The sequence below is a fragment of the Castellaniella ginsengisoli genome, assembly GCF_040955415.1.
Lineage (GTDB): Bacteria > Pseudomonadota > Gammaproteobacteria > Burkholderiales > Burkholderiaceae_B > Castellaniella > Castellaniella ginsengisoli.
On sequence record NZ_CP158257.1, the window covers coordinates 926,408 to 946,713 of the forward strand.

Annotated in this window: 23 protein-coding genes; 15 read left to right on the plus strand and 8 right to left on the minus strand. The window is 68.6% G+C overall.

From position 1 onward, the window contains the following. The first annotated feature begins 40 nt into the window (after window positions 1–40). Window positions 41–913, plus strand: a complete 873-nt coding sequence (locus ABRZ00_RS04360; protein ID WP_368640989.1) for a biotin--[acetyl-CoA-carboxylase] ligase — start codon at window positions 41–43, stop codon at window positions 911–913. Beyond that, entirely contained in the window at window positions 910–1,758 is an 849-nt protein-coding gene (locus ABRZ00_RS04365; protein ID WP_368640988.1) for a type III pantothenate kinase, read from the plus strand. Before ABRZ00_RS04360 ends, ABRZ00_RS04365 begins: the two co-directional genes overlap by 4 nt. Here ABRZ00_RS04365 and ABRZ00_RS04370 read toward each other — a convergent pair. Continuing rightward, complete coding sequence (locus ABRZ00_RS04370) at window positions 1,730–3,001, minus strand: alanine racemase (RefSeq protein WP_343837755.1); 1,272 nt, start codon at window positions 2,999–3,001, stop codon at window positions 1,730–1,732. The two genes, ABRZ00_RS04365 and ABRZ00_RS04370, sit on opposite strands and share 29 nt — an antisense overlap. 202 nt (window positions 3,002–3,203) lie before the next feature. Here ABRZ00_RS04370 and ABRZ00_RS04375 point away from each other — a divergent pair, with 202 nt between their 5' ends. Both ABRZ00_RS04375 and galU read left to right on the plus strand, forming a co-directional pair. After that, complete coding sequence (locus ABRZ00_RS04375; RefSeq protein WP_343837753.1) at window positions 3,204–3,377, plus strand: hypothetical protein; 174 nt, start codon at window positions 3,204–3,206, stop codon at window positions 3,375–3,377. Next, entirely contained in the window at window positions 3,377–4,216 is an 840-nt protein-coding gene (gene galU, locus ABRZ00_RS04380; RefSeq protein ID WP_368647850.1) for a UTP--glucose-1-phosphate uridylyltransferase GalU, read from the plus strand. The genes ABRZ00_RS04375 and galU overlap by 1 nt, the downstream gene beginning before the upstream one ends. 15 nt (window positions 4,217–4,231) lie before the next feature. On the opposite strand, the gene ABRZ00_RS04385 is transcribed toward galU, so the two are convergent. Together ABRZ00_RS04385 and waaC are read right to left on the minus strand one after the other, a co-directional pair. Beyond that, window positions 4,232–5,581, minus strand: a complete 1,350-nt coding sequence (locus ABRZ00_RS04385; RefSeq protein WP_343837749.1) for a 3-deoxy-D-manno-octulosonic acid transferase — start codon at window positions 5,579–5,581, stop codon at window positions 4,232–4,234. A 42-nt stretch (window positions 5,582–5,623) separates the two neighbouring features. Continuing rightward, the gene (gene waaC / locus ABRZ00_RS04390) at window positions 5,624–6,628 is read right to left on the minus strand and encodes a lipopolysaccharide heptosyltransferase I (RefSeq protein ID WP_343837747.1); all 1,005 of its coding nucleotides are present in this window, start codon (window positions 6,626–6,628) and stop codon (window positions 5,624–5,626) included. Between the two features lie 129 nt (window positions 6,629–6,757). Here waaC and ABRZ00_RS04395 point away from each other — a divergent pair, with 129 nt between their 5' ends. Further along, a complete protein-coding gene (locus tag ABRZ00_RS04395) occupies window positions 6,758–7,279 on the plus strand; it encodes a gamma carbonic anhydrase family protein (protein ID WP_343837745.1) in 522 nt (173 codons plus the stop codon). Between the two features lie 6 nt (window positions 7,280–7,285). Here the strand turns inward: ABRZ00_RS04395 and ABRZ00_RS04400 are convergent, their stop codons facing one another. From ABRZ00_RS04400 to ABRZ00_RS04415, 4 genes are all read right to left on the minus strand, one after another. Next, window positions 7,286–8,341: a glycosyltransferase family 4 protein gene (locus ABRZ00_RS04400; RefSeq protein ID WP_368640987.1), complete on the minus strand. Its 1,056-nt coding sequence runs from the start codon at window positions 8,339–8,341 to the stop codon at window positions 7,286–7,288. Window positions 8,342–8,362: 21 nt separating this feature from the next. Next, window positions 8,363–9,730, minus strand: coding sequence for a bifunctional UDP-N-acetylglucosamine diphosphorylase/glucosamine-1-phosphate N-acetyltransferase GlmU (gene glmU, locus ABRZ00_RS04405; RefSeq protein WP_368640986.1), 1,368 nt, complete (start codon window positions 9,728–9,730; stop codon window positions 8,363–8,365). Window positions 9,731–9,789: 59 nt separating this feature from the next. Then, complete coding sequence (locus ABRZ00_RS04410) at window positions 9,790–10,389, minus strand: PhaM family polyhydroxyalkanoate granule multifunctional regulatory protein (RefSeq protein WP_343837738.1); 600 nt, start codon at window positions 10,387–10,389, stop codon at window positions 9,790–9,792. Window positions 10,390–10,450: 61 nt separating this feature from the next. Then, on the minus strand, window positions 10,451–11,293 hold the full coding sequence (locus ABRZ00_RS04415) for an NUDIX domain-containing protein (RefSeq protein WP_343837735.1): 843 nt from the start codon (window positions 11,291–11,293) through the stop codon (window positions 10,451–10,453). Between the two features lie 389 nt (window positions 11,294–11,682). Between ABRZ00_RS04415 and coxB the strand changes: the two genes are divergently transcribed. From coxB to ABRZ00_RS04440, 5 genes are all read left to right on the plus strand, one after another. Next, window positions 11,683–12,843 carry a cytochrome c oxidase subunit II gene (gene coxB, locus ABRZ00_RS04420; protein ID WP_343837733.1) on the plus strand — a complete coding sequence of 387 codons (1,161 nt, stop codon included), beginning with the start codon at window positions 11,683–11,685 and terminating at the stop codon, window positions 12,841–12,843. An 84-nt stretch (window positions 12,844–12,927) separates the two neighbouring features. Continuing rightward, on the plus strand, window positions 12,928–14,538 hold the full coding sequence (gene ctaD, locus ABRZ00_RS04425; protein WP_343837731.1) for a cytochrome c oxidase subunit I: 1,611 nt from the start codon (window positions 12,928–12,930) through the stop codon (window positions 14,536–14,538). A 10-nt stretch (window positions 14,539–14,548) separates the two neighbouring features. Beyond that, the gene (locus tag ABRZ00_RS04430; RefSeq protein ID WP_343837729.1) at window positions 14,549–14,665 is read left to right on the plus strand and encodes a cytochrome oxidase small assembly protein; all 117 of its coding nucleotides are present in this window, start codon (window positions 14,549–14,551) and stop codon (window positions 14,663–14,665) included. Continuing rightward, window positions 14,662–14,856 (plus strand): DUF2970 domain-containing protein, encoded by a 195-nt coding sequence (locus ABRZ00_RS04435; RefSeq protein ID WP_343837727.1) that lies wholly within the window; start codon window positions 14,662–14,664, stop codon window positions 14,854–14,856. The genes ABRZ00_RS04430 and ABRZ00_RS04435 overlap by 4 nt, the downstream gene beginning before the upstream one ends. 29 nt (window positions 14,857–14,885) lie before the next feature. Continuing rightward, a complete protein-coding gene (locus ABRZ00_RS04440; protein WP_368640985.1) occupies window positions 14,886–15,761 on the plus strand; it encodes a cytochrome c oxidase subunit 3 in 876 nt (291 codons plus the stop codon). Window positions 15,762–15,861: 100 nt separating this feature from the next. On the opposite strand, the gene ABRZ00_RS04445 is transcribed toward ABRZ00_RS04440, so the two are convergent. Then, complete coding sequence (locus tag ABRZ00_RS04445) at window positions 15,862–16,059, minus strand: twin transmembrane helix small protein (protein WP_368640027.1); 198 nt, start codon at window positions 16,057–16,059, stop codon at window positions 15,862–15,864. Between the two features lie 35 nt (window positions 16,060–16,094). On the opposite strand from ABRZ00_RS04445, the gene ABRZ00_RS04450 reads away from it, so the two are divergent. The 5 genes from ABRZ00_RS04450 to ABRZ00_RS04470 all read left to right on the plus strand — a co-directional run bounded on the left by ABRZ00_RS04450 (window position 16,095) and on the right by ABRZ00_RS04470 (window position 20,196). Then, a complete protein-coding gene (locus tag ABRZ00_RS04450; RefSeq protein ID WP_368640984.1) occupies window positions 16,095–16,874 on the plus strand; it encodes an SURF1 family protein in 780 nt (259 codons plus the stop codon). Beyond that, window positions 16,871–17,482, plus strand: coding sequence for a hypothetical protein (locus ABRZ00_RS04455; RefSeq protein ID WP_343837718.1), 612 nt, complete (start codon window positions 16,871–16,873; stop codon window positions 17,480–17,482). The genes ABRZ00_RS04450 and ABRZ00_RS04455 overlap by 4 nt, the downstream gene beginning before the upstream one ends. Next, window positions 17,482–18,549, plus strand: coding sequence for a COX15/CtaA family protein (locus ABRZ00_RS04460; RefSeq protein ID WP_343837716.1), 1,068 nt, complete (start codon window positions 17,482–17,484; stop codon window positions 18,547–18,549). The genes ABRZ00_RS04455 and ABRZ00_RS04460 overlap by 1 nt, the downstream gene beginning before the upstream one ends. Before the next feature lie 34 nt (window positions 18,550–18,583). After that, complete coding sequence (gene cyoE, locus ABRZ00_RS04465; protein WP_368640983.1) at window positions 18,584–19,495, plus strand: heme o synthase; 912 nt, start codon at window positions 18,584–18,586, stop codon at window positions 19,493–19,495. Window positions 19,496–19,584: 89 nt separating this feature from the next. Then, on the plus strand, window positions 19,585–20,196 hold the full coding sequence (locus ABRZ00_RS04470) for an SCO family protein (RefSeq protein WP_343838385.1): 612 nt from the start codon (window positions 19,585–19,587) through the stop codon (window positions 20,194–20,196). The last annotated feature ends 110 nt before the right edge of the window (window positions 20,197–20,306 follow it).

The following is a 20,306-nucleotide window of genomic DNA, read 5'->3' on the forward strand; positions in this document are numbered from 1 at the left end:
GCGGATGCCTCCTGTCTGCTACAAAGCCCATTCTACCCATATGACCGGCCCATGCCCCGATCCCGCCTGTATCCTGCCGTCGCACGAGGCCATGACCGGCGCCCTGCGCGAGGCCCTGCCGCGATTCCGCCAGGTGGACTGGCTCGAACGCACCGGCTCGACCAACGCCGACCTGCTGGCCCGCGCGCGCCGCGCCGGCGGCCCTCCCGACCGCCCCTGGCTGCTGGGCTCGCATCTGCAATCCCAGGGCCGCGGCCGCGCCGGCCGCACCTGGCAGAACCGCATCGGCGCCAACCTGATGTTTTCCTGCGCATTCGACGTCTTCCTGCCGGCCCGCCAGCTACCCACCCTGGCTCCCCTGATCGGCATGGCAACCTGCCTGGCCCTGCGCACGCGCCTCGAACCCCGCCACCGCCAGCGGCTGGCCATGAAGTGGCCCAACGACCTGCTCTGGGATCAAGCCAAGCTGGCGGGCGTCCTGATTGAATCCACCCGCTCGGGCACAGCCCAGGCCGCCGACCACCACCTCATCATCATCGGCATGGGCCTGAACCTGGACGATGCCCGCGCTCTTTCGCAATCCCTGGACCGGCGCATCGCGGACTGGGCCGAGATCGCCGCCAACGACTCCGCGGCCGCCCGCATTGGCGCCGCCGACCTGGCGGCCTGCGCCGCCCGCGCCTGGTACGACGCCTTGAACGACGCGACCGCCCGGGGTTTCGCCGACCTGCCCGCCCGCTACGCGGAGGTCGACGCCCTGACGGGCCGCATGCTCGACGTGCTCGACGACGGCCACCTGCGCCACACGGGCGCGGCCTGCGGCATCGATACCGACGGCCGCCTGCTGCTGCGCAACGCCGACGGCGTGCAGGCCATCTCCGTCGGCGAGATCTCCGTACGGCTGCAGCGATGATCCTGCTGATCGATGCGGGCAACACCCGGGTCAAGATCGCCTGGCTGGCCCCGGGGTCGCAGTGGCGCGGCGCGGCGCCCCTGAGCCTGACGCACGCGGAACTGCCCGGCCTCGCCGCGCGCCTGGACTTCACCCCGCGCCGCATCCTGGCCTCCAATGTGGCCGGCGGCGCCATGCGCGACGCACTGGAGCGCATCTGCCAGACGGCCTGGCGCCTGCCCATCCAGTGGCACGACGCCCGCGACGGGCACGATCAATTGTTGAACAGCTACCGCCAGCCGGCCCGATTGGGTGCCGACCGCTGGCTGGGCCTGCTGGGCCTGCTGCGGCACCTGCGGGGCGATCCGGCCTGGCAAGCGGGCGCACCCTGCATCCTGGCCAGCTTCGGCACTGCCACCACCCTCGACACCCTGGCCTGGCAGATCCAACCCGACGGCACACGCCGCGCCGCATTCATCGGCGGTCTGATCCTGCCGGGCGCGGCCCTGATGGCCCGCAGCCTGTCCCAGGGCACGGCCGATCTGCCCCTGGCCCAGGGCGACCCCGTCGATTTTCCGACCGACACCGAGGCCGCCATCGCCAGCGGCATCGCCGCCGCCCAGATCGGGGCCTTGCTGCGCCAGCGGCAACGGGCTGCACGCGCCTATCCCGGCGTGCCTCCGCTGCTGTTCGTCAGCGGAGGCGACTGGCCGCGCGTCCAGGAAGAACTGCGGACGGCACTGGAGCACACCGATCCCGGGCCGGCGGCGCAACCGCCGCGCTGGCTGGACAGCCCCGTCCTGGATGGCCTGGCCTGCCTGGCGAATCAGGAGGATTTCAAAACCGGGTTTCGACGGCCCCGGTAAGCGTCCAGGCATCATCCACCACCGGCAGCCAGCGCCACTTGTCGAAGGTGGTGCAGGGATGGGAAATACCCAGCGCGACCCGGTCGCCCACCGCAGGGCCGGCCTGCGCCGCATCGAACCGCAGGTAGGCATGCTGGTCATTGAGGGCGCCGATCTTCCAGGACGCGGGCGCCGCCTGCGCCGACACGGCGCCGCGCGGCGCCCAACGCTCAACGGAAGGCAGTTCCAGGTCATGGGAAATATCGCGCCGGCCGCAGGTCAGCAGCGCAAGACCGGGCTCGGGCACGGACTGCACCATGGCCCAGACCTCAAGCGCGGCCTGCAACGAATCCTGCAGGCCGCCGCGCTGTTCGACCAACGAGAGCAGCCGCCGATAGTGGCCGTGATCATGCGTCACATAGCACCCTGAACGCAGCACGCCCAGAAAGGGCCGCGACAAACCCGCGCTCTGCAGCAGCGGCACCACCAGATCGAAGAGGGCGGAGCCGCCCGCGCTCAGGATCGGCTCCTGCGCCGGCAGCAGCCCTTGCGCATCGCAGGCGCGGGCGATCTCGACCACGCGGTGCACGAGTCCGGTCACCGCAGGCGCATCATGCGCACTGTCGCATTGCGCGAGTCCGCCTTCGTAACATTCGATGCCCCCCAGGCGCACCGATGGGCTGGCTTGGACGGCTTGCGCCAACGCCAGCGCATCGCCGGCATCCCTCAAACCGGTGCGTTGACCGGGGATGCCGACCTCCAGCAGGACATCGAAGACGCGGCGATTGCCGCGCACACGCGCCCAATCCTCGATGCCGCGCAGTTGCGCCAGGGAATCGAGCAGGAACCACACGCGCAGGCCATCATGCCGGGCGAGCAAGTCATCGAGCCCATCCAGGTCGGCGGACGCCACGACCTGATTGGCAATGATGGCGCGGCGTGCGCCCGCCTCCACCCCGACGGCAAGCTGGTAGACCGTTGCGAAGGTCAACCCCCAGGCGCCGCCTTGCAGTTGAAGCTCGAACAACTGCGGCGACATGGTGGTTTTGCCATGCGGCGCGAACGCAATCCCGCGGCGGCGGGCATAGTCCTGCATCCAGCTCACGTTATGCTCCAGCGCCGACCGGCGGATCACCGCCAGCGGATAGGGCAGATCATCCGCAAGCACATTCCAGCCCCGCTCGGCGATCCGGGAGGCGCGCACGGGCTGGGCCGCCGGCGGGAAGCTCTTGTACGTGCCATCGATCAAAAAATCCGGATGCATGGTGTCGGTCCCTTTCGTTGCCAGCCTGCCGCACCGGCTTTCCGCAGGCCGCGGCGGGGGCGGAACGCGCAGACCGCCGGACGGATTCCAGCGGCAAGGCGAAACGCACAGCGACCATAGTATCGCGCAGCGCCATCGCCCGGACGCCCCACGCCCCGCTGATATACTGACAAGTATCTTTTCACCCCCCACGGGCCGTCGCATGCGTTTTCTGCTGACCCTCGCCGTCATCGCCAATCTGGCGCTGCTGGCCTACGGACAAGGCTTTTTCGGCCCGCCGCCGGCCGAAGCCGGGCGCACGCCCCGGCCGCTGTCGCAGCACAACCAGCAGACCCTGTCCCTGGGCGCCCCCATCCCTCCCGTCGTCACTCCCTGATGAAACCGATCCGCAAGGCCGTCTTCCCCGTCGCGGGCCTGGGCACCCGCTTTCTGCCGGCCACCAAGGCCATGCCCAAGGAAATGCTGCCGGTCATCGACAAGCCCCTGATCCAGTATGCCGTCGAAGAAGCCCTGGCCGCAGGCATCACCGAGCTGATCTTCGTCACGGGCCGCCACAAGCGGGCCATCGAGGATCACTTCGACCGCATGCCAGAGCTCGAGGCCGAGCTGGAATCCAAGGGCAAGCAGGCCCTGCTGGAGGCGATCCGCACGATCCTGCCGCCGCACGTCCATTGCATCTACACCCGCCAGGCCCAGCCGCTGGGCCTGGGCCACGCCGTGCTGTGCGCGGAGCCCATCGTCGGCAATGAGCCGTTCGCCGTGCTGCTGGCCGACGACCTGCTGGACGCCGACACTTCCGTCACGCGCCAGTTGGTGAACGCCGCCCACCAGCATGACGGCAGCGTACTGGCCATCCAGACCATCGACCCGGCCGATTCCCGCAAATACGGCATGATCGCCGGCACCGCCGTCGACGCCCGCAACACACGCGTGGAACGGATCATAGAGAAACCCGAACCGCGGGACGCGCCTTCGAATCAGGCCGTCGTCGGCCGGTACATCCTGGAACCCGAGATCTTCGATCACCTGCGCCGCACTCAGGCCGGGGCCGGCCGCGAAATCCAGCTCACGGACGCCATTGCCGAACTGCTCAAGCAACGCCGCGTGATGGCGCACCGCTACGACGGTGTCCGCTACGACTGCGGCAGCAAAGAAGGCTTCTTCCAGGCGACGCTGGCATTGGGCGGGAAATACCACGGCCTGACACCGGCCTGATCCACGGGGCAGTCCTCAGCCCCCCGGAGGCCGCTGCGGCGCCTGCAGCAGCAGGGCTTCGACCCCATCGACCACGCGCGCCACGGCGCCTGCGTGCCGCCTGACCCAGTCGCGTGCGGCTTCTCCCATGCGGTTCAACCCGGCGGGATCATCCAGCCACTGCAGTGCCTGCCGTACAGCCTGGGCCGGATCAGCCGCCCGGGCGATGGCGCCTGCGGCCAGGGCATCGTTGACCGCCTGCTCGAAATGGGCCGTATGCGGCCCCACCAGAACAGGCCGTCCCTGGGCGCTGGCCTCGATGAAGTTCTGTCCCCCCAGGGGCGCAAAGCTGCCGCCCACGACGGCGACCTGGGCGCAGGCGTAATACCAGGCCATTTCGCCCAGCGTATCGCCCAGCATCACGGCGACATCACGACATGCCTCGATGGCGGTGCTGCTGTCGTCGCCCAGATCCAGCAGGTGGCTGCGCCGCACATACGCCAGGCCGGCCGCCTGCAGCAATCCGGCGGCGGGCTCGAAGCGCTCCGGATGGCGCGGCACCAGGATGAACAGCAGCGGCGGGCAGGCATCGTCGCCCCGGGCGCGCCGCTGCCCGGTCGCTCGACGGATGGCTTCGATGAAGGGCGCATCTTCGCCTTCCCGGGTGCTGGCGATCACCACGACCCGCCGCGCCAGCCGGGCGGCGAAACCCGCACCCCGGGCCATCCGCCCGCGATCCGGCTGCACATCGAACTTGAAATTGCCCGACACGGCGACCTGCCGCGCACCGGCCCGCTCCAGCCGCCTGGCATCCTCCAGCGACTGGGCGTACGTCCGGGTCAATGCACCGTAGGCGGGACGCAGGAGCGCGCCCAGGCGCAAGGTGCGATGCAACGAGGCGTCCGACATGCGGGCGCTGGCCAGCACCAGGGGCACGCCTGCGTGCAAGGCCGCATGCACCAGGTTGGGCCAGACCTCGCGTTCGATCAAGACGCCCACCGCCGGGCGGTGATGACGCATGAAACGGCCCGTGGCGCCCGGAAAATCGTACGGCAGCCAGGCTTGGCGCAGCCGGCCGTCGGCCCGCTCCGCCGCATAGGCGCGTTCGCCCTCGGCCCAGCCGGTGGCCGTCAGGTGTGTCAGCAGCACACGATGCCCGCGATCCAGCAGCGCCCGGATCAATGGCTGGGCGGCCCGGGTTTCTCCCAGGCTGACGGCATGGACCCAGACGGCGCCGGAGTCGCCCCGGGTCCGCCCGTAGCGGCCGAACCGCGCCGCGTCCAGCACCGCCCACCGGCCGCCGGCGCGGCGGGCGCGCAAGGCCATCCAGCCCAGCAGCAACGGCGACAAGAGATACAACAATAAGGAATACAGCCTGCGCATCACATCCCCTCGTCCGTCCCGGCTGCCGCTGGCGCGCCGCCCATCTCAGGCCGCGCCGGCCGGCGCCGGGGCGCCCGGGGCAAGCCCCCCGGCGCGCGCCTCGTCGAGCGCTTCGTCGATGGCGGCCAGTACGCGCCCGGCATCGGGCGCCTGGCCGCGCTCGCCCAGGCTGGCGGTATAGGCCGGCCCCTGCAACGGCGTACGCACCGGGGTCGATGCCTTGTAGATACCGATGGTGGGACGGCCCAGACCCGCACTCAGGTGCGTCAGACCGCTGTCCAGCCCCACCATGATGCGCGCCCTGGCAAGCTGATCGGCCACCTGGCGCAAACTCATGCGGGGCAGGACAAGCGCATCGGCCCGTCCCCGGATCAGCGCCCGCGCGCGCGCCTGCTCGGCCTCGTTGCCGGCCAGAAGCCGCAAGGCCAGGCCGCGGCCCTGCAGATCGTCGAAAACCTGCTGCCAGTCGGCCTGCGGCCAGAGCTTGTCGTCGCGGCTGGCGGAGGGCATGATCAGGGCGGCCGGCTCGATCTCCACGCCATCGGTCAGGGCCTGCAGGCCGAAATCCGGCTCGCCCTCGACCGTGTAGCCGAACGCGGCTGCGGCAAGGGCGCGCTGGCGAATGATGGCGGGCTGCCAGAACTCCACCCGGTGGCGCACATCGTAGAACAAAGAAGCCAACGGCTCGCGGGCGGACTTCCAATCCAGCCCGTGGCGCACGCCGTGCGCCTGGCGGACCAGCCAGATGGATTTCATCAAGGCCTGCATGTCCAGGACGACATCGTAGCGGCGCACGCCCAGGGCGGCGCGCAGCGCGGCGCGCTCGCGCCGGGTCTCGGCCGCCCACCAGTGTTTGCGCCACCGCCGGTGCGCCACCCGAATGACCTCGCGCACGGCCGGGTGCCAGGACGGAATATCGGCGAACGACTCCTCGGCCAGCCAGTCGATGGACGCGCCCGGCACGTGCCGGGCGATGTCGCTGATGGCGGGCAGCATGTGCACCAGGTCCCCGAGCGAGGACGTGCGTACGATGAGGATGCGGGTCGTCATGGCGCGATTATAGGGCCGGGCAGGCGTCCGGACGGGCGTGCTACCATCGAAGCGATGCCCCGCCACCCGCATCGGCGCCACCTGTCCGCAGGCCGCAACGCTGTCGGGTGCCCCGCCCGGAGACCCCCGATGACTTGCTACGCCCTGGGAAATCTGACCCCGCAGATCGACCCCTCCGCCTTCGTGGCGACCGAAGCCACCCTGATCGGCGCCGTCACGCTGCAGGCCGGCGCCAGCGTCTGGCCCGGCGCCGCGATCCGCGCGGACAACGAGCCCATCGCCATCGGCGAGAACACCAATATCCAGGAAGGCGCCGTCCTGCACGTGGATGCCGGCAAGCCGCTGCACATCGGCCGCAACGTCACGGTGGGCCACCAGGCCATGCTGCACGGCTGTACCGTCGAGGACGGCGCGCTGATCGGCATCCAGGCCGTGGTCCTGAACGGCGCCGTGATTGGCCGCCACAGCCTGGTCGGCGCCGGCGCCCTGGTGACCGAAGGCAAGATCTTTCCCGAGCGCTCCCTGATCCTGGGCGCGCCGGCCAAGGCGGTTCGCACGCTCAGCGACGAGGAAATCGCCGGCCTGGAAGAAAGCGCCCGCAGCTACGCCGAACGGGCGCAGCGGTACCGCGAAACCCTGCGGCCGCTGTAACGCCCCCTAGATCCGCTGCAGTCCGCGATACAGGCTCTCATAGCGCGCCACCATGGCAGGCACGGCGTATTCCCGTGCGGCCATCGCCCGCGCCCGTTCGCCCATGGCGCGGGCGGCTTCTGGGTGCTCCAGCACCCAGGCGAGGCGCCGCGCGAGAGTCGCCGCATCGCCCGCCGGCGCCAGCAGCCCCCGGTCCGGCGCCAGGATTTCCCGGTGCCCCCCCACGTCCGTGGCCACCACCGGCAGCCCGGCCAGGCAGGCATCCAGCACGCTGGTGCCCAGCGCTTCGAATCGCGAACTGCTGACGTAGACATCGGCCAACGCCAATGCGTCGGTCACATGGGGCTGGAAACCCGCGAACCGGTAATGGTTCTCCAGGCCCAGACCGGCCACGCGCGCGCGCGCCGCATCGGCGGCCGCCCCATCGGCGCCGCAGTGCAGGCACAGCACATCGGGATGATCGCGACGCAGAATGCCGATCGCGTCGATCAGGGTCAGCGGATCCTTTTCGGGGCTGAGCGCAGCCGCCGTGACCAGCACCCGCCGGCCTTGCAGGCTGAAGCGCGCCTGCAGATCGCGCATGCGCTGAGGATTGGCCGGCACGGCCTCGACCGCGCTGGGAATGACGGTCACGGGCAGGCCCAGCGCACGGGGCGCCGCCGCCGCCGCTTCGCTGATCGCCACCAACGCATCGGCTCGCGCCCACTTCCAGCGATGGCGGCCTTCGGCACCCGAGGCATCGAAGGCCGTGCGACGCGTGAACACCAGTGCGGCGCGCAGCACCGGGCGCAGCACCGCCAGCAGGCTCATGGCCTGGGCCGTTTGCGCATGCAACACGTCGTAGCGCCACCCGGCCATCAACAAAATGCGTACCAGGCCCGGCGCACCGCCGCAGCCAAGCACCGGAATGCCTTCGGCCGCGGCACACCCGGCCAGCGGCCCGCCGGCCCGCGCCGCCAGGGCGACCTCGTGGCCGCCGGCGCGCAGGCCGCGCAGCGTCAGCAGGGTCTGGCGCTCACCGCCCCGCCAGCCTTTCTCCAGATTCAGATGCAGGATGCGCACGACGGTCTCGCGCCTACGCCATCACGACTTGCGCGTCGGCCGCTTCCAGCCCGGCACGGTCTGCTGCCGCGCTCTCGACAAGGTCAGCTCGCCGGCGGGCGCGTCCCGCGTCAACGTCGTGCCGGCGCCCAGCGTGGCGCCCTTGCCCACCCGCACGGGCGCCACCAACTGGGTATCCGAGCCGATGAAGGCCTCGTCTTCGATGACCGTCTGGAATTTGTTGACGCCATCGTAATTGCAGGTGATGGTGCCCGCGCCCACATTGACGCGCTCGCCGATCTCGGCATCGCCCAGATAGGCCAGATGATTGGCCTTGGAGCCCCGGCCCAGGCGGGTTTTCTTCAGTTCGACGAAATTGCCCACGTGGGCCTGCGGCCCGATGTCGGCGCCCGGCCGCAGGCGGGCGTAAGGCCCGATCCGGGCGTCCTCGGCGACCTGCGCGCCGTCGACGTGGCTATAGGCATCCAGCACGGTACCCGCGCCGATGCGTGCTTCGCGGATCACGCAATGCGGCCCGATGCGCACGCCGTCGGCCAGGCGGACTTCGCCCTCGAATACGCAGCCCACGTCGATGAAGACGTCGCGCCCGCAGGTGAGCGTCCCGCGCAAGTCGAACCGCGCCGGGTCCGCCAGCGTGACGCCTTGCTCCAGCAGCACGCGGGCCTGCTCGCCTTGCCAGACGCGTTCGAGTTGCGCCTGCTGGACGCGGCTGTTGACCCCCAGGGTTTCCCAGCCGGCGGACGGCTGGGCGTGCGACACGGGCACGCCGTCGGCGACGGCCAGGCCGACGACATCGGTCAGATAGTATTCCTGCTGGGCGTTGCGGTTGTCGATCCGGCCCAGCCAATCCCGCAGCGCGGCCGTGGGCGCGGCCAGGATGCCGGTATTGACCTCGCGGATGGCACGCTCTTGCTCATCGGCATCCTTATGCTCGACGATGCGGCAGATGCGGCCTTGACCATCGCGCACGATGCGTCCGTAGCCGGCGGGATCGGCCAGGGTCTCGGTCAGCAGGGCCAGCCCCGTGCCGCGCGCGCGCAGCAACGCCCGCAGGGTGTCCGCGCGCACCAGGGGCACATCGCCATAGAGCACCAGGCTGACGTCGTCCGCACCGCCTTCCAGCAGTTGGGGCAACGCCTGCATCACGGCATGGCCTGTGCCCAACTGGGGCTGCTGCAAGGCAAAGCGGAGATCCTGCTCCGCAAAGGCCGCCTGGACTCGCTCGGCCCCATGGCCGGTGACGACCACGATCCGGTCGGGAGACAAGGCGCGCGCAGAATCCAGGACATGGGCCAGCATGGGTTTGCCGGCGATCGGATGCAGCACCTTGGGCAGTTCGGACTGCATGCGCTTGCCCAGTCCGGCGGCCAGAATGATGATGTTCAGCATGAAATGACGCGTGGAGATTGAATCGGAAAGCCCGGCCGCTCAGGCCGGACACGGACGGATCAGTTGCGGGACCGGCGGGCCGGCGTCTTCTTGGCGGCGGCCTTCTTGGCGGCGGCCTTGCGGGCCGGGGCGGCCGGCTTTTCGCGCGCCGCAGCGCGCTTGGGCTTGGCGGCGGGAGGTGCGGCCTGCCCGGCGGATTCCGCCATCCCTTGCAGGCCGGCCGCGGTCGCGCTCGCCAGTTGCTCGAACTGCTGCTGCACCAGGCCCCACCAGTCGCCCGCCGCACGGGCGTAGTCCGCGCCGGCCGCATCCGCCGTCTCGGCCGCACCGGCCGCCGTCCCGCCCGGAAACGCGCCGCCGGCGAAGGATTTCAGGGTGCTCAGGGTGCTGCGCTGGATTTCCAGGCCCTGGATGGTGTTGGCCAGCATCGTGGCATTCAACTGCAGCCAATTCTGGACCGTCTGCAATTCGCGGATTCGCCGGTCGAGATCTTCGAGCGACATCGGCGCCAGCGATGCCGAATCCAGGCTGCCGGCGCCCGCCATGTTCTGCCAGGCCTGGCGCATCATGTCCAGGCCGGCGAACAACGGATTGTGGGCGGCTTCGCCCTGCTGGCCGAAGCCGGGGAGCACAAAAGGATTGGTGGAGTCTTGGACCATGATGGATTGCCTCCGCCGGCATCATGCCGGAATGATTGAATGGCGGTCTGCGCGCCGGACCTCAGGGGGCCGTTCGACCGGAAGCCGCCAGAAAGCGGTGCCTCAGCGAATCCAGGATGGCCAGCTCGGCCTCCAGCGTGAAGGCTCCGTGAACGATCATATCCCAGAGCTCTGGCATCGCCAGGCATCGGAATTCAAGGACTTCGCCGTCCAGGTTCCTGGGCGCGGCGCCGGCGTCCAGCACGCAATCGCTGAGCAGCACGTTTTCGACCTGGTAGCCGTCGTCCAGGCGGCGGTGCATGCGCAGCACCGTGCGCAGGGGGCCGTGCCCCGCCAACGCCACGGCCGGCAGGCCGGCCTCTTCAAGGGTTTCGCGCAGCAGCGCGGCTTCAGGGTCTTCGCCCGCGGCGACCAGGCCGCCCGACAAGGTATCCCATAGGCCCGGATCGGTGGATTTGTTCAGGGCGCGGCGCGCCACCCACAGGCGGCCGTCCGGCGACCAGCCGTTCAGATGGACGGCCTGGGTCAACAGGCCCAGGGGCCGCACGGCGCCGCGTTCGATGCGCGCCAGCGGCCGGCCTTCGGCCATGACGTCCAGCAGTTCATCGCGCCAGGTGCGGATGCAGCCGGCGGCCTGCAAGGCCATCGCCGCCCCGCGCAGCACGGCGTTCAGGTTCAGCCGGGCGGCCGGCGCGGCGGTGAAATGCACGGCCTCGGGCTCGATGCGCACGCCCGGAAGACCGGTGACGGCCTGCAAGGCGGCGGGGCCGATCCAGCCCCCGACCCGGCCCGAAATCGTGGCCGGCCGGGCGCCGGCGGGCGGCAACTGCTGGGCGCGACGGACCAGGCGCGCGTTGCGCGCCAGGAGGTCGTCCAAGGCAAAGGCCGCTGAAGAGAAATTCATCCGGGGATTGTAGTGGATGAGTCCGGACTCGGGGCAGTCCCTGCGGCCCGCTCGTGCGGGACGAATCCGGGCGCCTAGCAAGGCGCGAGGCAGGGGAGACGCCATGGCCGGGGATGCCGCGCGCCCGGCCAATCCGCAGTCGTCCGCACGCGGCAAGGATTGGTGGAAACCCCGAAAGCGGATGAACAGGACATGAACGCGGCTACACAAGCCGCAGCCAGTGGCTATAATCCCTTCAGGTTTATAAGGATACTCAGGCCGCAGCACCCGCAGTTCATTGTACGGTCTGGCGATCCAGCCATGTGTGCAGGATCCGGTCGCGCCCTCGCCTTTCTTTGACGAAGGTCAAACCGTCCTGGAAAAAAATACACGCCAACCAAAGGGACAACATGAAGATGGTCAGAGGGTCGTTGGGCATGATCGCGCTGTCATGGGCGACAGCAGCCGGGGCACAGGTTCAAGACATGCCCGGAGGGCCGGCAGTCAATCAACTGAATCTTCCCACCGGGGTGACGCCCATCGCGCGGGATATCTATTCCCTGCACTGGATGATGCTGATCATCTGTACGCTGATCTTCATCGGCGTGTTCGGCGTGATGCTGTATTCCATCATCCGCCACCGCAAGGACAAGGGCCACAAGGCCGCCAAGTTCGACGAGCACCTCGGCCTGGAGCTCACCTGGACGGTCATCCCCTTCCTGATCATCGTCGGCATGGCCATCCCCGCCACCCGCACCGTGGTCGCCATGAAGGACACCACCAGCGCAGACCTCACCATCAAGGCCACCGGCTACCAATGGAAGTGGGGCTACGAATACCTGGACGGCCCGGCGACAGGCGTGCACTTCCTGTCGAATCTGTCCACGCCGCAGGAGCAGATCGATGGCCAGGCGCCCATCGGCAATACTTACCTGATGGAAGTCGACCGCCCCCTGGTGGTGCCGGTCGACCAGAAGGTCCGCATCGTGCTGACGGCCGCCGACGTGATCCACGCCTGGATGGTGCCCGAGCTCGGCGTCAAGCAGGACGCCGTACCGGGCTTCCTGCGCGACACCTGGTTCCGCGCCGAAAAACCGGGCACCTACCGCGGCCAGTGCGCCGAACTCTGCGGCAAGAACCACGCCTACATGCCGATCGTGGTCGAGGTCAAGACCCAGGAAGACTACGCCAAATGGGCTGAAGCGCAAAAAGTCGCCATGGCGGCCGCCGCTGAAGACCCGAACAAGACCTGGTCCGCCGACGAGCTGATCGCCAAGGGCAAGGAAGTCTTCTCCACCACCTGCGTGGCCTGCCACCAGGCCAACGGCCAGGGCATCCCGGGCACGTTCCCCGCCTTGAACGGAGACACCAAATTCGTGCTGGCGCCGATGAAGGACCAGATCCTGACCGTCCTGAACGGGCATCCGGGGACGGCGATGGCCGCCTTCCGCGACCAGCTCAGCGACACGCAGATCGCCGCGGTCATCACCTATACGCGCAACGCGTGGGACAATGCCGGCAAGGGCCCCGACCCCGTCGTCCAGCCCTCGGATGTCAAGGCCCTGCGCTGATCCGAGCCGCAATCCACACGCGAATTCACACGATATTCCCTCGCGCCGCCCCGCAGGCGGCGCGCTCCAGGAAGGAGGCATTCAATGAGCAGCGTCACGGTCGACCACATTCCGCCCCAAGCCGGGCATGACGAACACGCCCACCACGCCCCGCAAGGCTGGCGGCGCTGGGTGTTCGCCACGAACCACAAGGACATCGGCACGATGTACTTGATCTTCTCGTTCTGCATGCTGCTGGAGGGCGGCACGCTCGCCCTGCTGCTGCGCACGGAACTGTTCGAGCCCGGCATCCAGTTCTTTCAGCCCGAACTGTTCAACCAGTTCACCACCATGCACGGGCTGATCATGATCTTCGGCGCGATCATGCCCGCCTTCGTGGGCTTCGCCAACTGGATGATCCCGCTGCAGATCGGCGCCTCGGACATGGCGTTCGCGCGCATGAACAACTTCAGCTTCTGGCTGCTGCCGGTGGGCGCGATCCTGCTGACCACATCCTTCTTCGTGCCGGGCGGAGCCAACGCCTCGGGCTGGACGATGTACGCGCCGCTGTCGCTGCAGATGGGTCCGGGCATGGACTTCGCCATCTTCGCCGTGCACATCCTGGGGGCCTCGTCCATCATGGGCGCGATCAACATCATCGTCACCATCCTGAACATGCGCGCCCCGGGCATGTCGCTGATGAAGATGCCGTTGTTCTGCTGGTCCTGGCTGGTCACGGCCTACCTGCTGCTGGCCGTGATGCCCGTGCTGGCCGCCGCCGTCACCATGCTGCTCACCGACCGCCACTTCGGCACCCACTTCTTCAATGCCGCGGGCGGCGGCGACCCGGTGCTGTACCAGCACGTGTTCTGGTTCTTCGGCCACCCCGAGGTCTACATCATGATCCTGCCGGCCTTCGGCATGGTCTCGCAGATCGTGCCGACCTTCGCGCGCAAGCGGCTGTTCGGCTACGCGTCGATGGTGTATGCCATCTGCGCCATCGCCATCCTGTCGTTCCTGGTGTGGGCGCACCACATGTTCACCACCGGCATGCCGGTCACCGCCCAACTGTTCTTCATGTACGGCACGATGCTGATCTCCATCCCCACCGGGGTCAAGGTCTTCAACTGGACGGCCACCATGTGGCGCGGCTCCATGACGTTCGAGACCCCGATGCTGTTCGCCATCGGCTTCATCTTCGTGTTCACCATCGGCGGCTTCACCGGCCTGGTGGTGGCGGTCGCGCCGATCGACATCCAGGTCCAGGACACCTACTACGTGGTGGCGCACTTCCACTACGTGCTGGTCGCCGGGTCGCTGTTCGCTCTGTTCGGCGCCACCTACTACTGGCTGCCCAAATGGACCGGCCATATGTACGACGAGCGTCTGGGCAAGTGGCACTTCTGGATGACGATGATCTCTTTCAACATCACCTTCTTCCCGATGCACTTCCTCGGCCTGGCCGGCATGCCGCGCCGTTATGCGGACTACTCCGCCCAGTTCACCGACTTCCATCAGATCGCTACGATCGGCGCCTTCTGGTTCGGCCTGTCGCAGTTGTTGTTCGCCTACATCGTGATCAAGGCGGCGCGCGGCAACGGCGCGCCGGCCGCCGCCAACCCCTGGGAAGGCGCCGAGGGCCTGGAATGGACGGTGCCTTCGCCCGCGCCTTACCATACCTTCGTGACCCCGCCCCAGTACGAGGCCAGCCACTGAGATGCATGACATGACGCCCGAGCAACGCCGCCGCAACCGCCGCACCGGATGGATCCTGGCCCTGTTCGCCGTGGCCATCCTGGTCTGGACCTTTGTGCGCGCGAACTTGTACGGACTCGATTCATGACGGAACCGCGCAACACCTTCCTGCGTTCGATGCGCACGGTCGCCTGGGCGTTCCTGGGGCTGCGAAAGCGCTCCGGCCACGACGAGGACCTGTCGCACATCCGCCCCTCGCACTTGATCGTGGCGGGCCTGATCGGCGGGGTGGTGTTCGTATTGCTGCTGATACTGGCCGTGCGCCTGGCGACGGCCTGAAAGACGGAAGATCCAGAGGAGAGACAACAATGACGACAGCCCAGATAGCCCATGCCGGCGAGGCCCCCTACTATTACGTCCCGCCCGATTCGGTGCACCCGATCCGGGCCAGCCTGAGCATGCTGGCCACCCTGGTCGGCGCGGCCTTGTGGGTCAACAGCTACGCCATCGGCCCCTGGCTCTGCCTGGCGGGCATCCTCTGCATGTTCGTGGTGCTCTATGGCTGGTTCGGCGACGCCATCCGCGAATCCGAAGGCGGCATGAACAGCCAGCGCATCGACCACTCCTACCGCTGGAGCATGGCCTGGTTCATTTTCTCCGAGGTCATGTTCTTCTCGGCCTTCTTCGGTTCGCTCTGGTACACCCGCGAAGTCACCACGCCGTGGCTGAGCAGCCTGGACACCCAGACGCTGCTGTGGCCGGGCTTCAGCGGCACCTGGCCGAATCTGGGGCCGGCAGGCACCATCGCGCCCTTCGAGACCGTGGGGCCGTTCTGGCTGCCCACCATCAACACCGCGCTGCTGCTGTCATCCGGCGTCACCCTGACCATCGCCCACCATGCCCTGCGCGCGGCACATCGTTCCAAGGCCATCTTCTGGCTGGGCCTCACGGTCGTCCTGGGCTTCACCTTCGTCGCCTGCCAGGCCTACGAGTACCACCACGCCTACACCGAGCTGAACCTGCGCTTCACGTCGGGCGCCTACGGCGCACTGTTCTACATGCTGACCGGCTTCCACGGCTTCCACGTGATCCTGGGCGCCACCATGCTGACCGTGATCTGGCTGCGTCTGGTGCGCGGGCACTTCACCGCCGAAAACCACTTCGGCTTCGAAGGCGCCGCCTGGTACTGGCACTTCGTGGACGTGGTCTGGCTGGGCCTGTATCTCTTCGTGTACTGGCTGTAGGCGCCAGGAGAAAGCGGGTTTCGCCTCCAGCCGGGGCACCCCCGCGCCCCGCGGCTTGCACGCCGCCCGGATTCGCCCGACACAGGATCGTCCGCAGGGGCTATCCCATGTTCGGGCTTATCCAGCCCAGGGCGTACGCCAGCAATAAAAACAGGAACAGCAGGATCGACAGCCCCACCCGCCACGTCAGGGCCCAGGCCATCCGGTCGGTACGGCCCCGGTCCTGCATGAGATACTTCATGGCCGATCCGAGGCTGACCAGCACCCCCAGGAACAGCACGACAATCAGAATTTTCATGGGCGTTCCCCGCAACACCAGGATGTAAGCATCGTATGACCCCGCAGCAGCCCGCACCCCGCACAAAGGCCTTCCTGGCCCTGGTCCTGCTGGTGCTGCTGGGCGCGGTCTGCATCGGCGCCGGCCAGTGGCAGTTGCGCCGCGCCCATGAACGCGAAACGCTGCAGGCCGCCATCGAGGCGGGTCGCCGGGCGCCGGCCCTGACGCTCGATGCCCAGCACCGCGACGGCCCCGACTGGCATCCGGCCAACGCACGCGGACATTGGCTGAATCCGTTTACTGTACTCCTCGACAATCGCAATCTCAAAGGACAGCCCGGCCTGTGGGTCGCCACCCCGCTGGAGCTGCAGGACAGCCCCGGCACCGCCGTGCTGGTGCTGCGAGGATGGATCGCACGCCCGATGCCGCCCGCCGGGCTGCCCGACCTGGACGCCGAAGCCGGCCTCGTCCAGGTCGAGGGCACGCTGCTGCACCGGGTGCCCCGACTGTTCGACCTGGGCAGCCTCACCGGCCCGGCCGATACGGTCCTGCCCCGGCCTTTCCCCACAGGCGACGGACAGCCGCCGCGCGTACAGAACCTGCCGCTGGAAGCCCTGGAAACGGCCACCGGCCTGAGCCTGCTGCCGGTCGTACTGCAACAGGCCCCCACGCGCGACTCCGGCCTGATCCAGGACTGGCCCGGCCCCTCGACGGACGCCGGCCAGAACTACAACTACGCCCTGCAATGGTTCAGCTTTGCCGCGATCGCACTGATTGCGGCCTGCATCACGGCCTGGCGCATCCTGCGCCGGCCCTCACCGGCCTCCCACGCATGACGACCGCACCTGCTCCCACCCGCTCCATCCGCCCCCTCATCGCCATCCTCCTGGTCTGCCTGGCTCCGGTCGTGCTCGCCCTGCTGGCCTACTACGTGCCCTCCCTGGGGCTGCGGCCCGAATCGCGCACGCACTATGGCGAGCTGGTCAACCCGCAGCGCCCCATTCCCGCCGACCTGGCGCTGCGGGACGAGCAGGGCCGGCCCTACGACTTGAACCAGCTCAAGGGCCAATGGCTGCTGATCAGCGCAGGCCCGGGCGCCTGCCCCGAATCCTGCGTGCGCGGGTTGTTCGTGCTGCGCAATTCCCATGCCAGCCAAGGCAAGGCCGTCGAACGCCTGGAACGCGTCTGGTTCATCATCGACGATGCGCCGGCCGCGCCCGTGGTCGGCGAAGCCTACGCCGGCACGCACATCCTGCGCGCCGACCCCGCCCGCCTGGCGGCCTGGCTGGCGCCCGAGGCCGAGGATCCCGTCGAAGCGCTGGCGCGAGGGCTGTGGATCGTCGATCCCCTGGGCCACCTGATGATGCGCTTTCCCGACGCCCAGCAACCCGAAGACGTGCGCGACGACATCCGCACGCTGCTGAAAAACTCAAGGATCGGCTGATGGACGGCTCGGTCGCACCGTCTTCCGCCGCGCGCACCGGATCCGGCCAGCGCCTGCTCGCGCGCTACCGCAAGCTGGTGTTCCTGGCCTGGTTCCTGACGCTGGACCTAATCATGTTCGGCGCCTTCGTGCGCCTGACCGATTCCGGGCTGGGCTGCCCCGACTGGCCGGGCTGCTACGGCCATCTCAGCCCCCTGGGCGCCGGCGAACACATCCGCGCCGCCCTGGAGGCCATGCCTTACGGCCCCGTCAGCGCCTTCAAGGCCTGGGTCGAGATGATCCACCGCTACGCGGGCGCTTTTCTCGGCCTGATGATCATCGCCATCGCCGTATGCGCCTGGCGCCTGCGGCGTCTGCCGGGCCGCAGCCCGGTGCTGGCCGGCTGCGTGCTGGTCATGGTGTGCGTGCAGGGCGCCTTCGGCGCCTGGACCGTCACCCATCGGCTGATGCCGCTGGTGGTGACCACGCACCTGGTGCTGGGCATGGGCCTGCTGGCCCTGATGACTTGGCTGGCCGCCCGGGAAAAAACCCACGCCCCCGTACCCGAAGACCCGGGCGCGGGCCGCGCCTGGATGGCGCTTGGATTGGCGGTGCTGTTCCTGCAAGTGGCGCTGGGCGGCTGGGTCAGCACCAACTACGCGGCGCTTGCCTGCATGGATTTCCCCACTTGCCACGGCGCCTGGGTGCCGCCCATGGATTTCCGCGAGGGCTATGCCCTGCTGCGCGGTCTGGGCCAGCTCTCGACGGGCGAGCTCATTTCCCAGGACGCGCTCACCGCCATTCACTGGACTCACCGCAACTTTGCCTTCCTCGTCATCGCGCTGCTGGGCATCCTGGCCTGGCGCTGGCGGCGCACGCCCGGCCTGGCCGGTCCGGCGCGCCTGCTGCTGGCCCTGCTGGCGCTGCAACTGCTGACGGGCCTGACCACGATCTTCTTCCAATGGCCGCTGCTGATCGCCGTGATGCACAACGGCGGCGCCGCCGGCCTGGTCCTGGTGGGCGTCACCCTGCTGTGGCGCCTGTCCCGGGCCGGAAAACCCGCCGTCGCAAGCAGGGAAACCCATTAACCGCAGCGCGTTCCGAAGCGCCTAGAATGCCACTATGCCCACGACAGCCGCCGCACCGCACCGCCCCCCCTCCCTGCTGCGCCAGTACCTGACGCTGACCAAGCCGCGCGTCACGCAACTGGCCGTGTTCTGTGCGGTGATCGGCATGTTCCTGGCCACGCCGGGGCTGCCGGATCCCTGGCTGGCGTTGAACGCCACGGCGGGCATCTGGCTCCTGTCGGCAGCCGCCTTTTCTATCAACTGCCTGGTCGAGCGCGAAACCGACGCGCGCATGCTGCGCACCGCGCGGCGGGGCACGGCCTCCGGCCAGATCGGCAGCCATCAGGTGCTGATGATGGCCGGCGTGCTGGGCGGCGCCGGCATGTGGATCCTGTACACCCAGGTCAACGCGCTGACCATGTGGCTGACCTTCGCCAGCTTCGTCGGCTACGCCCTGATCTACACCGCCATCCTCAAGCCCCTGACGCCGCAGAACATCGTCATCGGCGGCCTCTCGGGCGCCATGCCCCCGGCCCTGGGCTGGGCCGCCATGGCGGACGCCGTGCCGGCCGAAGCCTGGCTGCTGGTGTTGATCATCTTCATCTGGACGCCGCCCCACTTCTGGGCGCTGGCCCTGTACCGCCACCACGACTACGAAAAATCCGGCCTGCCCATGCTGCCCGTCACCCACGGCCAGAACTTCACCCAGTTGCATATCCTGCTCTACAGCATTGCGCTGTTCGCCGCATCGGTCATGCCTTACGTCGTGCGCATGAGCGGCCCGGCCTACCTGGCCGCCGCCTGCCTGCTCAGCGGCCGCTTCGTGTGGCAATCCCTTGCTCTATATCGAAACTACTCGGACGCCAGGGCGCGTAAACTATTCCATTATTCGATCCTGTACCTGGCGTTGCTGTTCGCCGCGCTGCTGCTGGATCACTGGGTCGGCCTGGCCCTGGGAACCGCCTGACCGGAACCTCCCCCGTCCGACCCGGCGAATGCCCGACCCGGACGGCGCCCCGGCGCCGCCCCGGCCGACTGACCGATCTGGAAGATGGAATCATGCCGTTCTCACTCCCGCGCCGCAGGCTCCTGGCCGGCGCGCTTGCCGCCCTTCCCCTCGCTTTGGCCCTGCCAGCGTGCACTTCTCAAGCCGAACCCCTGCCCTTCGAAGGCAACGACATCACCGGCTCCCACCTGGGACGCGACCTGGACATGATCGACACCACGGGCCAGCGGCGCACGCTGGCCGACTACGAGGGCAAGGTTCTGCTGGTGTTCTTCGGCTACACGCAATGCCCGGACGTCTGCCCCACGGCCATGGCGCAAGCCGCACAGGCCCTGGAGCTGTTGGGCGACCAGGCCCGCGACGTGCGCGTCATCATGATCTCGGTCGATCCCGCCCGCGACACGCCCGAGATCCTGGGCGCTTATGTGCAGGCCTTCGATCCGTCCTTCATCGGCCTGACGGGCACGCCCGAGCAACTGGACAAGACCGCGCGTTCTTTCAAGGCCTTCTACGCCAAAGAGCCCGGCCCCTCGCCCGAGCACTACGCCATGAACCACTCGTCCGCCTTCTACCTGATGGACGGCGAAGGCGAGGCGCGGGCCCTGCTCGGCCCCTCCCTCACGCCCGAGGACATGGCCCACGACATCCAGTTGTTGCTGTAGGCGGCGCGGCGGCCCAGAGCCAGGCCGCGCGACACCGCATTCTCCGACTGATCGGGTTTATGGAACCGACCTGACCCATAAGTAACATATGTAGTGCCCAGAGGCGCAAT